General features: G+C 72.9%; 13 protein-coding genes, 1 tRNA gene and 2 pseudogenes. 8 read left to right on the top strand and 8 right to left on the bottom strand.

Annotated elements, in window-relative coordinates; translation table 11 throughout:
- The first annotated feature begins 10 nt into the window (after nt 1–10).
- Together ACIOFR_RS26425 and ACIOFR_RS26420 are read left to right on the top strand one after the other, a co-directional pair.
- Entirely contained in the window at nt 11–1513 is a 1503-nt protein-coding gene (locus ACIOFR_RS26425) for a hypothetical protein (protein WP_401001463.1), read from the top strand.
- Between the two features lie 8 nt (nt 1514–1521).
- The gene (locus ACIOFR_RS26420) at nt 1522–1935 is read left to right on the top strand and encodes a hypothetical protein (RefSeq protein ID WP_401001461.1); all 414 of its coding nucleotides are present in this window, start codon (nt 1522–1524) and stop codon (nt 1933–1935) included.
- Nucleotides 1936–2303: 368 nt separating this feature from the next.
- Here the strand turns inward: ACIOFR_RS26420 and egtD are convergent, their stop codons facing one another.
- From egtD to ACIOFR_RS26385, 7 genes and pseudogenes are all read right to left on the bottom strand, one after another.
- On the bottom strand, nt 2304–3281 hold the full coding sequence (egtD, locus tag ACIOFR_RS26415; RefSeq protein ID WP_401001533.1) for an L-histidine N(alpha)-methyltransferase: 978 nt from the start codon (nt 3279–3281) through the stop codon (nt 2304–2306).
- 153 nt (nt 3282–3434) lie between these two features.
- Nucleotides 3435–4115: pseudogene (gene egtC / locus ACIOFR_RS26410) on the bottom strand (ergothioneine biosynthesis protein EgtC); the annotation flags it as partial.
- The gene (gene egtB, locus ACIOFR_RS26405; protein WP_401001531.1) at nt 4115–5455 is read right to left on the bottom strand and encodes an ergothioneine biosynthesis protein EgtB; all 1341 of its coding nucleotides are present in this window, start codon (nt 5453–5455) and stop codon (nt 4115–4117) included. The gene egtB and the pseudogene egtC, both read right to left, overlap by 1 nt.
- On the bottom strand, nt 5452–6699 hold the full coding sequence (gene egtA / locus ACIOFR_RS26400; RefSeq protein ID WP_401001460.1) for an ergothioneine biosynthesis glutamate--cysteine ligase EgtA: 1248 nt from the start codon (nt 6697–6699) through the stop codon (nt 5452–5454). Before egtA ends, egtB begins: the two co-directional genes overlap by 4 nt.
- Nucleotides 6700–6792: 93 nt before the next feature.
- Nucleotides 6793–7407: a YbhB/YbcL family Raf kinase inhibitor-like protein gene (locus tag ACIOFR_RS26395; protein ID WP_401001458.1), complete on the bottom strand. Its 615-nt coding sequence runs from the start codon at nt 7405–7407 to the stop codon at nt 6793–6795.
- A 497-nt stretch (nt 7408–7904) separates the two neighbouring features.
- The gene (locus ACIOFR_RS26390) at nt 7905–9332 is read right to left on the bottom strand and encodes an alpha/beta hydrolase family protein (RefSeq protein ID WP_401001529.1); all 1428 of its coding nucleotides are present in this window, start codon (nt 9330–9332) and stop codon (nt 7905–7907) included.
- Nucleotides 9333–10418: 1086 nt separating this feature from the next.
- Nucleotides 10419–11567 (bottom strand): hypothetical protein, encoded by a 1149-nt coding sequence (locus ACIOFR_RS26385; protein WP_401001456.1) that lies wholly within the window; start codon nt 11565–11567, stop codon nt 10419–10421.
- A gap of 455 nt (nt 11568–12022) precedes the next feature.
- Here ACIOFR_RS26385 and ACIOFR_RS26380 point away from each other — a divergent pair.
- From ACIOFR_RS26380 to ACIOFR_RS26360, 5 genes and pseudogenes are all read left to right on the top strand, one after another.
- Nucleotides 12023–12235 (top strand): annotated as a pseudogene (locus ACIOFR_RS26380) (DUF6228 family protein); the annotation flags it as partial.
- 158 nt (nt 12236–12393) lie between these two features.
- Nucleotides 12394–12612 (top strand): hypothetical protein, encoded by a 219-nt coding sequence (locus ACIOFR_RS26375; RefSeq protein WP_401001454.1) that lies wholly within the window; start codon nt 12394–12396, stop codon nt 12610–12612.
- A gap of 12 nt (nt 12613–12624) precedes the next feature.
- Nucleotides 12625–12813 carry a hypothetical protein gene (locus ACIOFR_RS26370; protein WP_401001452.1) on the top strand — a complete coding sequence of 63 codons (189 nt, stop codon included), beginning with the start codon at nt 12625–12627 and terminating at the stop codon, nt 12811–12813.
- A 100-nt stretch (nt 12814–12913) separates the two neighbouring features.
- Nucleotides 12914–13354, top strand: a complete 441-nt coding sequence (locus ACIOFR_RS26365) for a DUF4279 domain-containing protein (RefSeq protein ID WP_401001450.1) — start codon at nt 12914–12916, stop codon at nt 13352–13354.
- Nucleotides 13355–13998: 644 nt separating this feature from the next.
- On the top strand, nt 13999–14220 hold the full coding sequence (locus tag ACIOFR_RS26360) for a hypothetical protein (RefSeq protein ID WP_401001448.1): 222 nt from the start codon (nt 13999–14001) through the stop codon (nt 14218–14220).
- Nucleotides 14221–14229: 9 nt separating this feature from the next.
- Here ACIOFR_RS26360 and ACIOFR_RS26355 read toward each other — a convergent pair whose 3' ends face one another.
- Complete coding sequence (locus tag ACIOFR_RS26355; protein ID WP_401001446.1) at nt 14230–14502, bottom strand: hypothetical protein; 273 nt, start codon at nt 14500–14502, stop codon at nt 14230–14232.
- Between the two features lie 236 nt (nt 14503–14738).
- On the opposite strand from ACIOFR_RS26355, the gene ACIOFR_RS26350 reads away from it, so the two are divergent.
- A tRNA-Cys gene (locus ACIOFR_RS26350) sits at nt 14739–14835 on the top strand.
- Nucleotides 14836–14857 lie beyond the last annotated feature (22 nt).

Below are 14857 nucleotides of genomic sequence, written 5' to 3'. Positions count from 1 at the left end.
GCAGGGAACGATGGCTCGACCCTCGCGCCCCGTGCGCGGGATGAACGCCGCGCTCGCCGGCGGCGAGGCAGGCGTCGGAGAGATCAGGCCCGCCCGCCCCCCGATCGGCCCGTGGAGACTGGCCCTCGCACTGCTCCTCGCGGTCGCCGCCACCTTCGCCGGCATCCGGACCTACCACGCGGTCGCATCCCGGCCGGTCACCTTCAACGGCCAGGTCACCCCGGCCCACGCGTACTACCTCAACTTCCCGAACACCGGCACCGTCGAGACGCTCACCGTGAAGCCCGGCGACCACGTCACGGCCGGCCAGGTCCTCGCCACCCAGGTGAGCAGCGTGGCAGCCGCCAACCTCGCCGCAGCCCAGGCCGCCGTCGACGCCGACACCGCGCTGCTCGCCGAGGACGGCAATCCCACCACCGCCGCCGGCCGGCAGGCCCAGAGCGAGCTGAACCTCGCCAAGGCCCAGGCCGCCGCCGACAGCACCCAGAACGCCCTCACCCTGGCCCAGGCCGGTACGCAGAGCGCCATCACCGCACAGAACACCGTGATCTCCGCCGACCAGGCCACGCTGGACGAGGAGACCGCCCGCTTCACCCGGGCCTGCCAGGCATCCCCGGCCACCGCCACCACGGCCGCCGGATCCCCGGCCACCGCCGGCACAACTGCCGCATCCCCGGCCTCCACCACCCCGACCGCAGAGTCCCCGATGGCCGCTTCCCCCGAACCGAGCGTCACGGCATCCGCGCCATCCACCACCACCGCCACCCCGCCCGCCCGGCAGGAGTCCTGCCAGAGCCTGCGGGCCCAGATCGACCGGGACACGGCCCAACTCGCCCGGGCCAGGGCCCGACTCGGCACCCTGCAGTCCGCCGGACAAGCCCATGCCCAGCAGCTCCAGACGCGCCTGACGCAGAGCCAGTCCGTCCTGGAGGCGGCCCGGACCACGGTGGCCTCCCAAGGCGCACCACTCACCCCGGCCGCCATCGCCCGGGCACGGTCCCAGCTGGCCTCCGCCCAGGCCCAACTCGCCGCCGACCAGCTCGCCCTGCAACAGATCACGATCACCGCCCCCGCCGACGGCACCGTCGTCGGGACCGCCGGCGCCACCGGCGACATCGTCGGCCCCCAAGGCGTGCGCACCTACGCCGGTCCAGCCGCGCAGGCCGGCACCCTGGCCGACCAGCAGCCCGGCATCCAGCTGTTCGTCCCCACCGCCGCCCCGGGCGCCAACCAGGTGGGCGGCGCCACCTACTCCGCACTCGTCACCCTGCACTCCGGACCGCTCGGCGTGACCGCCCAACTGCCCGAGTCCCGGATCGCGGACGTACGCGAAGGCCGGCCCGCCACCATCTCCGTCCCCGCCACCGGCCACACCGTCACGGGACGGGTCGACCACATCCTGTTGCAGCCCGCCCGGGTACCGGGAGCGACCTACTACAACGTCACGATCAGCCTGGACGACCAGCGGGAGGACCTCATGCCCGGCATGTCCGCAGAGGTGACACTGTCCTGAAGGAGACCATGAGCCCCACCTGGGCAAGCCTGCCCGGCCGCTCCGACACCCCCAACCAGGACCTCCTGCTCACCGCCCCGGGCGTGCTCGTCCTGCTCGACGGCGCCGGCGGACCCAGCGAGGACGGTGGCGGCTGCCGCCTCGCGAGCTGGCCCGAGGCCGTCGCCCGACTGAACGGCGACGGTCCCGCCACGCTCCTGGACGCCGTACGCGCGGCCGAACACTCCGACCCGCGAGGCCGCCGCTGGCCCCGCCTCAAACCGCACGACGACGCGACCGCCGCGCACTGGACGGACCCGGCGGGTGGGTTGTCCGCCCACCCTCTCCCTGCTCGTGTTCCGCACGAACGGACGGGTCCGGCGAGTGCGGGTGGTCCTTCCGCGGCCGGCTGTGTGGGGGATGCACCGCCTCGGCTCCGGTGAGGCGGTCGGCCGGGTCGGACTGCGCAGCAGCCAGGTCTGCACGGCGACGTGGAGACCGTGGCGTCGTCCTCTCCCGGGTGGTCGGGGACGAGCATGCCGCCGTGGTCCTGCGGCCGGGAGCCGGTGAGCGGCGGCGAGGTGGCACAGCCCGCCGCCACGATCACCTTCCCCGCCATGCGCCGACCGTGGAGCACCGATCACGGCAGCCCGCCCCGGGCTCACCGCGACCGGCTGCCCGACGAGCACGGGCGACGGCTTGCGGGTGCAGTTCACGCACAGGGCACGCAGGTCGTCGTGGCGGCGGGCGGGGGTGCCCGCGGTGTGGTCGGGGGTGTTGCCGGCGGCTGTCATGGTGGCTTCCTGGTGGTTCAGCGGGTGGGGACGGCGAGCAGCAGGGCGAAGCGGGCGGACCGGTCGGTCCACCACTGACTGACGGTGAAGCCGCCGGCGGCGAGCTCGGCGGTGAGCGTCTCGCGCCGGAACTTGCCGGAGATCTCGGTCCGCACGCTCTCCTCGGCCGCGAGGTCGAGGACGAGGTCCACGGCCGGGATCTTCACCGTCTGGGCGGTGCGGGCGCGCAGGTGCATCTCGATGCGCTCCTCGGTGCCGTTCCACACCGCCACGTGGTCGAACGCGGCGGGGTCGAAGTCGGCGTCGAGCTCGCGGTTGAGGACGCTCAGCACGTTCTTGTTGAAGGCCGCGGTCACGCCCTGCGCGTCGTCGTAGGCGCGTACCAGCGTTCCGGGGTCCTTGACCAGGTCCGCTCCGAGCAGCAGGGCGTCGTCGCCGCTGAGTGCGTGGCGCAGCGTGGCGTAGAAGGAGCGGCGCTGGACGGGGTCCAGGTTGCCGATGGTGCTGCCGAGGAAGGCGAGCAGACGTGGACCGGGCTCGTCGCCGAGGGCCAGGTCGTGTTCGAAGTCGGTGACGGTGGCGGCGATGCGCAGGTCGGGGTAGTCGAGGGCCAGGGCTTCGCCGGCTTCGGTGAGCGCGGAGTCGCTGACGTCCTGCGGTGCGTAGCACCGCAGGGTACCGGCGGCGGTGAGCGCGTCCAGGAGCAGGCGGGTCTTGCGGGAGGAGCCCGAGCCGAGTTCGACGAGGGTGCTCGCCCGGGTGAGCGCGGCGATCTCCGGAGCCCGCCGGGCGAGGATCTCCTGCTCGGCGCGGGTCGGGTAGTACTCGGGCAGGCGGGTGATCTGCTCGAAGAGTGCGCTGCCGTGGGCGTCGTAGAACCACTTGGACGGCAGTGTCCTGGGCGCGTCGGACAGGCCGTGCAGCACGTCGGCGCGCAGCGTGGTGGCGAGGTGGTCCTGGGGGAGCCGGTGGTCGAGCGTGAAGCGGTTCGTCATCGTGCTGCAGTCCTTGGTGGTGAGGCCTTCGAGGGTGGGGTCCTTGGTGGTGAGGTCCTTGGGGGTGGCGGACGGGCGTGCTGCGGCGGGCCGCAGCGGGACCACCCGGACGTGGCCGGGGACGGCGACGAGGAGGGAGTGCTCGGGGACCTCGTGCCAGGCTCCCTCGCCGTCCGGTTCGGAGGCGACCAGCACGCGGTCGGGGGCCGTCCGATACCAGAGCGTGTCGCCGTGGCGGGTGGCGGTGATCGTGCGGCCGTCGGTGAGCAGCAGGTTCAGCCGGGCGTCCGGGCGGACGGCCGCGGTCTGGCGCACCACGGCGGCCAGGGTCCCGGCGGCCGGCTCGCCCCGGCGCAGCCGGTGGCCGAGGATCGCCCAGAGCAGCGCGGAGTCGCTGCGAGCCTCCAGGGCGAGCAGCTCCGCGGGGTCGAGCCCGCAGGCCGCGCCCAGCGCGGCGGGCAGCCTGGTCCAGTCGGGGACGGCCCCGTTGTGGCTGAACAGCCGGTTCCCGTCCTGGAAGGGAGCGGCGGCCGCTTCGTCGTGGCCGGTGCCCGGGGTGGCCGAGCGGACGGCGGCCAGCAGGGCCCTGGTACGGACGGTGCGGGCGAGGTCGGGCAGGTTGGGGTCGGCCCAGACCGGCACCGCGCGCCGGTAGCGGGCCGGCGGCTCGTCCGCGGCCGGCAGGTACCAGCCGAGGCCGAACCCGTCCGCGTTCACGGTGCCGTGCCGCTGCTGCCGGGGGGCCCAGGACTGCGTGCACAGGCCGTGCGGCGGGTCGAGCAGCAGTGCGGCGGCGGTGGTTTCCGGTCCGAGGTAGGCGAGATGGCGGCACATCAGCGTGCCTCGCCCGGGGCGGTGTCACGGGCGGTGCGGAACCCGCTGAAGATCTGGCGGCGGATCGGGTGGTCCCAGTTGCGGAAGGTGCCGCGGCAGGCGACCGGGTCCACGCCGAACGCCCCGCCGCGCAGCACCTTGTACTCGGGGCCGAAGAACACGTCGGAGTACTCCTGGTAGGGGAAGACGGTGAAGCCCGGGTAGGGCAGGAAGTCGCTGGCGGTCCACTCCCACACGTCGCCGGTCAGCTGCCGCGCGCCGGACGGCGCGGCGCCCGCCGGGTAGCTGCCCACCGGAGCGGGCTGCAGGTGGCGCTGGCCGAGGTTGGCGTGCTCGGGGGCCGGGGCGCCGTCTCCCCAGGGGTGGCGGCGGGAACGGCCGGTGGCCGGATCGTGGCGGGCGGCCTTCTCCCACTCGGCCTCGGTCGGCAGCCGCCGGCCGGCCCAGCGCGCGTAGGCGTCGGCCTCGTACCAGCACACGTGAAGGACCGGCTCCAGCGGTGGCACCGGTTCGGTGCGGCCGAAGCGGCGGCGCAGCCAGTCCCGGCCGTCGCGCTGCCAGAACAGGGGGGCCTCCAGGCCGGCCCGCTGTCGGTGCGCCCAGCCCTGCGGGGTCCACCAGCGCGGGTCGGCGTAGCCGTCGTCCGCGATGAACTCCCGGTAGTCGGCGTTGCTCACCGGGACGGTGTCCAGCCAGAACGGTGCCACGTCCACAACGTGGGCGGGCCGTTCGTTGTCCAGAGCCCACGGGTCGGTGTCGGTGCCCATGGTGAACGGGCCGCCGGGCACCAGGACCTCGCGCGGCAGGGCCGTCTCGTCGGGGCGGGCCGGCGGTGGGGGCGGGGCGGCCAGGACGGCGGGACCGGAGCGCAGCTGGTGGGTGGCCAGCATGGTCTCGGCGTGCTGCTGCTCGTGCTGGGCGACCATCCCGAAGACGAAGCCACCGGCGAGCAGCGGGTCCTGCCCGGTGGAGGGGTCGTCCTGGCCGAACACCGCGGCGTCCAGGACCTCCAGGGCCTGCTCGCGGACCTGGCGGAGGTAGCCGCGGGCTGCGTCCGGCGGCAGCAGCGGGAGGGCGGTGCGGTCGGCGCGCGCGTGCCGGAAGGCGTCGTAGAGCTGGTCGAGGTCGGGGCGCAGCGCAGGCCGTCGGCCGGCCTCGCGGACCAGCCAGATCTCCTCCTGGTTGCCGACGTGGGCCAGGTCCCATACCAGCGGTGACATCAACGGGGAGTGCTGGGCGAGCAGTTCGGCCTCGTCCAGGCAGTCCGTCAGTGCGAGCGTCCGCTGCCGGGAGGATGCCAGTGCGGTGGCGGCGTCGCCGGGAGTGGGGTGCGCGTTCAGCGGTCCGTTCCTTCCAGGAGGTCGTCGGCGGGACAGCGGCCCCGTTCGGTGTAGCGGTCGGCGAACGCGGTGAGGGCGCCGCGCAGCCGGCCGTCGGGATCGGTCCCGGAGTCGGCGAGCGCGGCGACGGCGGCCGTGAAGCAGACCCGGGCGGCCTTGCCGATCTCGGGGTCGGCGGGGCCGAGCCGGGCGGCACGCTGCCACATCCCGGCCGGCGGCTGGTCGTCGCCGCCCGGGCAGAGCGGCGCGGTGGCCTGCCAGGCGGCCTCGGCCGCCGCCGGGTCGTCCAGCAGGGTGGCCGCCAGGACCGTCGGGACGATCCAGCCGTCGCCGTCCTGGGCGTCGACCATCCGCAGCTCCAGCCAGCCGCGGGCGCGTACCGGTGGGAACAGCGTGGTCAGGTGGTAGTCCAGGTCGTCCAGGGTGGGCGGTCGTTCGGCCGCCCCGCCGCGCAGCCAGGAGCGGAAGGTGAGGCCGCGCGGCGCGGCCCAGGATCCGGGCGCGGCGCGGCGCAGGCACAGCAGCGGGGCGTCCAGGGCGTAGCGGGCCCAGGCCCCGCGCGGATCCGGGCCCGGCTCGGGCGGCCGCGTGCGGTCGGGGTCCGCGTTCGCCCAGACCTGCTGCCGGGTGGAGCGCCAGCCGGTGGGCCTGCCGTGCCACAGGGGGGAGTTGGCGAAGGAGGCGACCAGCACCGGGCCGATCCGGTGGGCCAGCGCCCAACGTCGGCGGTAGCCGGTGATGCCGTCCGTGTCGTCGCCGCCGTCGAGGTTGATCTGTACGGACGCGGTGGCCCGCATCATCATCCGTCCCCACAGGCCCCGTCGGTCGAAGTGCTGTTCCATCGCCCGGTAGCGCGGGTGGTCCAGGAGCCGTGCCGGGTCGCGGTGCGGATCGAGCCCGCAGCCGGTGAGTTCCAGACCCGCACGGGAGAGCGTGTCCCGCAGGACGTCCAGGTCGTCGGCGGTGGATCGCACGCAGGCGGCGAGCGTGGTGGCGGACCTGGTGCTGAGCTCGATCTGCCCGCCGGGCTCCCGGGTGAGCTCGGAGCGGTGCGGCAGCCCACCGGCGGCCTCCAGGGTGGCGAGTGCGGCGTCCAGCCGGGCGGCGGGGACCGGGCGGGCGCGGTCGGCGCGATCGTGCACCAGCCATTCGACCTCGACGCCGACGCGGCCGGGCGGGCCGGTCTTGAAGCAGACGCCGCGGACGTACGCCTCGGCCTGTGTCTCCGTCAGGAGCGTTTCCATGGTGTCCCTTTCGTTTCGGGGTGTGGGCGGGCAGCCGGTGGCAGCCGGCCGGGGGTACCGCGTGGTGGCGGGGGCCGTGATCGGGGGTTCCCGTCATCGCCGCGTGTACGAGGCGACGAACTGAGTGGATCCGAGCGCCCTGCTCCGAAGCTCCTGCAAGGTCCGGCGCGGTGGCGTGTCCTTGCCGAAGGACGCGGGGACGGCCTCGGGGAGTGCGTACAGGGCCAGTTGGTACTGGTGGGTCTCTCCATGCGGAGGGCAGGGCCCGTCGTAGGTGGCCTCGCCCAGGTCGTTGAGCGCCTCACGCGCACCGGAGACGAGGTGGTGAGCAGTCAGCGCGGTGGTGCCGGCCGGGATTCCGAGCTGTAGCCAGTGGATCCGCCGGTCGGTCAAGTCGACCATCGACAGGGCCAGTTCGGCCGTCCCCGGCGGGAGGCCGCCGATCGTGAGACCGGGGGAGTAGTCGTGCGGGTCGTCACAGGTCATCTGGGGGACGAACGCCCCCGACGCGTCGAAGCCCTGCCCTCGCGTGAGGGCGAGCGCGGACGGTACCCCGCCCATACCGGCCGAGGGGGCCGACGAGCCGGACGCCGTCGCCGAGTCGGGTGGCCGCGGCGACGGCGGCGCCGGCTTCGACGGCGCGGCACACGCGGCCGAGGTCAGCAGAGCCGCGGCGACGGCGACAGCCCCGAGGTGGCGAGCGTTCATGGCCACACCCTAGGCACGGGAACGGCGCGGATCCGGGTGCGGACGCCTTACGGACTTCTAACCCCGCCCGGGGCCAAGCACGGCGAAGACGTCGACACGACGGGCACGGCGCGGCAGACCAGCCCGCGCGTGACCCGGCCGCACAGCCGCCCCGCGTAGGCATCCACCGTCTGCCGTGCCGTGCCGTGCCGTGCCGTGCCGCGTCGCGTCGACCGCGTCCGGCCCGGAGTGGAGCGCCGTGGCGACTGGGGGAGCCTGACTGGTCTTCGAGGAGCCGGCAGACCGTGAGACCGCCGAGTGCCAGGACCTGAGGCCGCGCGGGGTGCACGCCGGTCATCCATATTCGTGGCAGGGATTCCGGGCCGCTGCGGTGCTGCCCGGTTGTTCGGCGTGGGGCGTGTCCGCTCGTTGCCCTGGCTGCTGGCGGTCCGAACGCGCCCGTCCGGTCGGTGATCCGGTCGCCTTCCGGCAGCCCGACGTGCCCCGGGAGCAGCAGATCAGCGGCTGCCGTCCGGGTGGCGGACGCTGAGGTCGCCGTAGGCCGGCAGCACGTCGGCCAGGTCGCCGGGTCCGTCCCGCAGAACGGTGTCCAGGAAGGCGAGGGTGGCCGCGGCGACGACGCGCGGGCTCTCGGTGCGGCCCAGGGAGCCGACGATCGAGGGCACGGGCGGCAGGTACAGGGGGCCGTCCATGAAGGTCAGGTGCGCGGCGCCGGGGACGGTGAGCAGGTAGCTCGTCGCGGTACTGGAGCCGAGTGCCTCGGTGAGACGGGGCAGGTAACGGGCGTCGGTCGCGGGGGTGATGGCCTGGGTGAGCGTGAGCGTCGGCTGGCGGAGGGCGGGGGAGGCGGGGCCGTGGGGGAACCCGTCCAGATCGATGACGGCGTCGAACCGGCCGTCCTGCCGCGCAGCCTGAAGGGCGGCGGCGCCACCGATGGAGTGGCCGGTCACCGCGACCCGGCCGGTGTCCAGGTGTCCGGCCAGCGGATCGGCGATCTCACCCCGGTCCAGACGCTCCAGTTGGGTGAGGACGAAGCCGAGGTCGGCGGCTCGGACCGCCGTCCAGCCGGCCGCCAGCTCGTCGTCCCTGTCCCGGTCGCCGCTGGAGGCGATCGCGGTGCTGATCGTCCGGCCGTCGGCGAGCACGACCGCGGCGGCGTCGTACGGATGGTCGAGGGCTGCCACCACATAGCCGTGGCTGGTCAGTTCCTCCGCCCAGGCGGTGTTCTGGGTGCGCACTCCGCCCGACCCGGGAGAGAACAGCACGACGGGGAACCGTCCCCCCGCGCCGTCCACCGGGGCGTTGAAGACCGCACGGGTGCGGGCCCGCGGCACACCGTCGACCAGGAAGCCCGGCAGGCCCACTCCGTGGGCCAGGGCGTCGGAGACGGTGCGCGCCTCCTGCTCCGTGCGCCCCAGGTACTGGGCCCGCTGCGCGCCGGCGGGGCTCCTCTGTGCGGGATACCAGAGCTGCACCACGACCGTACGCCGGTCGTCGGGATCGGCGGTGAAGGTCTCGGGGCGCAGCGGGTCGGTCCACTGCACCACGCGGGTGCCGACCGCGAAGTCGCCCGACGGTTCGGGGAACACGGGTACGGGAAAGGCCCAGGCGGCCACCGGCCCCGCGGCGATCAGGCCGACGCAGGCCACCGATCCCGGCAACGCCAACCACCAGCGGGCCCGCCACACCGTCCGGCCCGTACGGCGCCGCAGCAGGGGAGAGAGAGCGAACGGCAACACGAAGGCAGCGCCCGCCAGGACCGGCAGCATCTGCCAGCGGATCCCCGCCGAACCCAGCACGATCGCGGACGCCACGAGAACCGCCCCCGCCGCGATCGTGACGCGTGGGCGGGCGGCAGGGGGAAGCCAGCGCGCCACCACCAGCGCGACGGCACCCAGCACGGCAAGGATTTCCAGGGGGGACATGTGCAGTCCCGTGATGATCTCGGTCACCCGGCCATCCTCGGCGCCGAGCAGGCAGTGCCACATCAATCCCGGGGCCCCCACCCCGTGCAACCGGGGTCGCAAGCCATGCCAGGCCCCTGTGCAACCGGAGTTGCAGTCGGACCGTCGGACCAGCGACGACGCCCTGCGACCACCCCGGCGGCAGCGGCCCCGACGGCACGCCGTTCGGGCCTTCCGCGACCTGCTGCCCGGGCCTCGGCGCAGCCTGGACGCTGAGCCGCCGGCGCTGTACGGAGATCCGGGTCGAAGGCCGCCGACGACCCGGGCAGGCCGGCCGTGCCCGGGTCCGGCGGGTCGCTGAACACCGTTGCGAGAACGGCTGCGCCGCTGCCTCCACCTGACAGCAGGTGATCACCACGGCCGGTCGGAGTGCGCCACCGAGGCGGGCCGCGGTAGTGGTGGCAGGCGACGGCTTCGAGCAACGCCTGGCGGGCCGCTGACGTCCTTGGTGCGGCGGCAATGCAGCGGCCTCGTACGTGTCCAGGACGGGGCGCAGGTCGGCGTCGAGCACGGCGGGTGACCAGGAGGGCGAGGTGCGGGCCGGTCGATTGTGTCGGTGGTGCCGTCGTCGCTCGCGCCGCCCAGGTCCTCGACCTCGACCATCGAGGACCTGGGCGGCGGCTGTCCTGGTAGTGCAGGGCGACCTCGGAGGTTCTGGACAGGTTGGCTCTATACGTGAGTGGTGAGAGCATCTGTTTGCTGGGCGGCGAGAGCACCCGACGCTTCGGGTGAGTGATGTCGCTGAGTTTTGAGAGCGCTCGGGTGCTTGCTTCGGGAGCATAGTTGTGATCGGCACGACGAGGGGCCCGCGCTGCCGAAGACCAAGGTCGATCTGTATGCGGCGATTCACTGTCACGCGCGTGGCGGCCTGTCGAACCTTTCCGGCGAACGTACGGTGTCGGCTTCCTGACAGTGGCCAAGGCCCTGGAAGTCCGCGTGGCCCGAACTCCAGGTCGGCGGCATGTGCGTCTGCTGGACCAACAGCCCGATCCCCGAGGCCTACCGCCTCACCGATCGGCGACAGGAAGGTGGAGCCCCGGGCGGCTGTCAGAGGCCGGCCTCGGTGAGGACGCGGTCCCTCCGGGCCAGTGACAGCACGGGGTTGGCCGCCGCGTCGTCGGCGACCTTCGGTTCCGGGTCCACCAGCAACTGCTCCAGGAGGTCCGAGGCGACGTTGGGCTGCCGGGCCGCGCCCGCGCGCAGAAACGACTCCTCGCATGCCGCGAACCGCCGCAGCTCCGACACCGGCAGCCCTGGGTCCTCCAGAGCGAGGACCCGCACCCGCGGGTCCGGCCCGTCGGCGAAGCCGCGCAGGGCCTGGCGCGGGAAGTTGGGGTGGTCCACCAACAGCGGTCGAACGTGGAAGACCTCACCGTGGTCGCGGACCAGCCGCAGCAGAACCTGGGACGGCGTGTCGGGCCGGCGGGCGGCGGCGCGGCGGACGGACACGTCCGGGTCGTCGTCCAGCCGCTGCCAGGCCTCGTCCGGCAGGTCCCGGCCTGCTGCCAGGACGCGCCGGAACACCGCGTGCGGGCAGTCGAGGTAGGTCAGCCGCTCGGCGAGCGGCGCGTCCCGCAGCCGGCCCGGCTCGTGGGGCGACCAGTGGAGGGCGAGAGCGGCATCCTCGCCGCCGGCCGCGTCCTCGGCCTCCACCAGCGCGAGCAGCCGGTCCCGGGTTTCGGCGGTGGCGTGGCGGCTGTAGGCCACCGCGACGCGCACGGCCGGGTCCTCGCTGTCCTCCAGTTGGGCGACCAAGTCGGCGGTCAGGTAAGGGTTCCCGGCCACGGCGTGCAGCACCGCTTCGTCACCGGTGGTCAGCAGCCGGTCGAACTGGTCCGGCGTCAGCGGAAGACGACGCGCGACGTTGGCCTGGACGGCCGGATCGGCGAGGCAGCGCTCGCGGTACTCCGGCGGGACGCCCGGGTGCTGGGCCTTGGTGGCCGCGGCCCGCACTTCGGGGGCCGGATCGGTGAGCAGCGCCAGTTGCAGGGCCATCGGCCGGTCCCGCCAGGCCTCGGCGACGGCCGCGCGCAGCTTGGGATCCGAGGCGGCCGCGAGTTCCGCCGGCGGCCGCCCGTAGGCCTCGACCAGGCCCTCGATGCCCATCGGCACCCCGCACTCCACCATCGTCCGGACGAAGTCCGCGTGGGCGTCGCCGATCGCCGGATCGGGATGGTCGGCGATCCGGCGGCGCATCGCCGGGGGAGACCCGGCCCCCGTGCAGGAGCACCGCCGAATCCCTGCCGCCGGGCGTCAGCAGGGCCTCGGCCACCGCGTCCGGCAGCCGGCCCTTGCGTATCGCTAGCCCGTGCCGGCCCGCTTTGTGCGCGGCTAGGCGCACCAGGACGTCCGCCGGAGCGGCCGCATTCCGCCCCAGCCCGGACAACTGCGGTTGCTTGAGATGCACCATGCGTCCACGCTAGCCGAGCCGCTTCAGCACCCTTCGCCCGACTGGTTTTTGCCGTCGGCTTCCGACACGCCGGCGCAGCCTCCAGCTGCTCTCGGTTCACTCCGATATTTCCTGGCATCTCGATCAAGAATCGATGCCAGAACTCGCCGACACCCGCTCTCCGTTGTCACCTACACAGCCAACAGGTCGAGCTCGACGTTGGCGGATCGCGGGTTCGCCGGATGCGTGAGTACGGCTCTTCGACTGGGCGAGGGAAGACGAATACCACTTTGTGGTCGGGGTCGAGGCCACTGATGCCGGTGTACGGGCCAGCATCAAGACCTTCGGGGTGACGGTCTGGGACAGGCTGGACGACTTCCTCGACGGCCTCGCGCAGGACTTCCGCGGCTGGGACGGCGAGAGGGTATGGACGAACAAACACCTTGTTGTCGCTGCAACCTTCGGCTGCGGTGGTCATGTGTGCTTTGTCCACCGCAGGCTCGCACGGGACTGCGAGGCCAAGCCGGCCCGCTCGGTGGCGGTGATCCACTGGTCTATGACCGACGCCAAGCTCCGCCACCCCGACCTGGCGCGACCCGCCACCCTTGCATCGAGCACCTGTAACTGGCGGGAGTGTCGACGAGGGAACTCCTGGACAAGATCGAGGCCCGGCAACAGCTCGTCCGCGAAACAGCCGAACGGCTGCGTGACCAGATTGCCCAGCTCACCGAACAACTCGCCGCTGCCGAAGACACCTTGAAGCGTCTGGAGATCGCCCGCGAGACCGTGGTGGAACTGGCTGCCGAGGATGGCATGCCGCTGCCGGGGCCGCTGCCGCCCGGATACCGCTAGATCCGGGCCACCATGGAGCGGGCCGGGGGCGGACTCCGCGCCAAGGATGTCTGCCATGCGCTTGGCCTCGGCATCAAGCCGCGGAACACCGAAGGCGCGCACGCGAAGCTGAAGCGACTGGTGGTTCGCGGCATCCTCAACGAGCCCGAACCGGGCCTGTTCGCCCTCGTTGCGAAGACGGTGGCCGACCAACAGCACTGACCGGCGCGTCTGTCCCGGACTCGGTCATCGTCCTGCCAATCGCCCAGTGCCCCATACCTATCGCCGAGCCGCCAACCGGTGCGACGCCTATCCCTCCCGCATGCTCATCAGTCAGTACGTCTACTTCGGGCTGTCCAGCCTCGCCATGTCGGCCGCGGAGATGACGGCCGTGCTGGGAATCGAACCGGACGAGATCATGGTTCGAGGCAGCCGCTTCACCGAACCCAAAGTGGTTCCGGTCATCCACCGATGGAAGATCGTATGCCGTGAGCCGGGCTTGAGCGTCGACGAACAGGTTGCCCGCGTCGTGGCGCGGCTCGAACCGCACGTCGATGCAATCGCGGCCCTGGCCCGGCAGCTCGACGCCGAAGATTGTCAAGGCCCCAGTGCTGTTCTGGAAGTTGTGCGCATGTTCAACGATGAGGACGGACAGGACCGCCTCGCCTGCGTGCCCCAGAGCTCATCGAGGGTCCGGGCCTGCTGGGGTGGCACCTGGGACGCGACGTGCTGGCGTTTCTCCACGCCACCGGTGCTGCTCTAGACGTCGACGAGTACGACTACACGCCTGACCCGACGGATGACTGATCTACACCTGAACTTGCGACCGCGTTTCTCGTCCAACTCTCGCAAAACGCCAACTCATTGGGCATCTCACCCATGAAAGCGCTGGTTAATGCGGGTTTGCGAGCCGCCCGGTCGGAGCCCTTGGCGTGACACTCGAGGCAGCAGTCACCAGCGTGGCAGCTGCCCACGAGAGCCCGCCGGAGATGCGCGCTCCGTCCCGTCTCTTCCCCAAAGGTGAGCCGTTTCCTCGCCGTGGAAATCCGCAGGCTCTGGACGCTGCAGACCTCGCGTCGGACGGGAGGCGGGCCACGTCTTCCGCCTTGACAGCGGAGAGATCGTGATGCTCTGGCGAAGCCCTTGCCGCGTTCCCACGCCCACACACTCGCGGGTGCCCGCTTGGAGCTGCGCACCGCCTACGCATGGCCAGTGAGTTCTCCTCCGTACCCGGTGAGATCCGCCCCGCGCGGCCACCGGGACACCACCAGGAGCAGCAACCCGACAGGCCGCACCGGGGCACGAGGCGCGGCACCGGCCGACGGCCGTGGCGGGCATGAGGTTGCTGCGGGGAGGCTTGACGTCGCCCGGATGGCGCGGTGCCATGGATCCGGCGGAAGGGGGCGCATGGTGGCCGACGGAGAGGACGACACCGAGGGCAGGGGCGGTGAGGGAGGCGGTGACCGGCCTGATCACCCACCGGGCCGGCACACTCCGGGACCCCAGGACGCCTTCTGGGTGGCGGTGCTCGGGCTGATCGTGGTGGTCCTTTTCCTGGTCGGCCTCCTGTCGAATCTGGACATGAACAACGGGCCCGCGAACCAGGACTGGAACACCGTCTGGCACTGAGCGGCCTGATCATCCGCCGGGGCTCAGCGCGATCGGCATGAACACGCGCAGGTAGCGGGCCTCGGGCTGCCCGTTCCCGTCGAACGACTCGCCCTCCTGCTCGGCGACCGGCAACCAGATCGCGTGGGTCTCCAGCGCCTCCTCCAGTGCGACCGGAACGAACTCGCCCGGTATCCAGTGGTTTGCGGCGACCTCGGGCAGCAACCACCACCCCCTCAGGTCGGCCGGCAGCGGCAGGTCGAGGCCCGCCTCGAACCCGTCCAGGCGCGCAGCATCCGCCATCGGCCTGGCCGCATCCCGCCGGAGGGGGCCGGCGCGCCGGGTCCTGATGCGGCGCCAGGAGTTCACGGAACTGCCGGCCGAACTCCCACATCCTGCGCCGGCAAGTGATCGCCGAACGCCAGGTCCGCGGCACCCGCCCCGGGCGCGGGCCGGGTCAGGGAGGTGTCAGTGGCCGGTCAGTGCGATGGGTCATGCTGAGGGCACGTCAGGGAGCAGGAACGCGGCTCCCGGGACTGGGAGAGGTGCCCGGAGCGGCTCATCGGGTGCCTGGCCGGCAACGGCCGAGCAGGGCCCTTCGGGGGGCCCGCGCAGGTTCGAATCCTGCCCTCTCCGCTTCTGTCCGTAGCCCGGCCCG

It is taken from the genome of Kitasatospora sp. NPDC088346 (genome assembly GCF_044740765.1).
Classification (GTDB): Bacteria; Actinomycetota; Actinomycetes; order Streptomycetales; family Streptomycetaceae; genus Kitasatospora.
The sequence above is the reverse complement of the archived record's forward strand: the minus strand, read 5'-3'. Positions and strand labels throughout refer to the sequence as shown.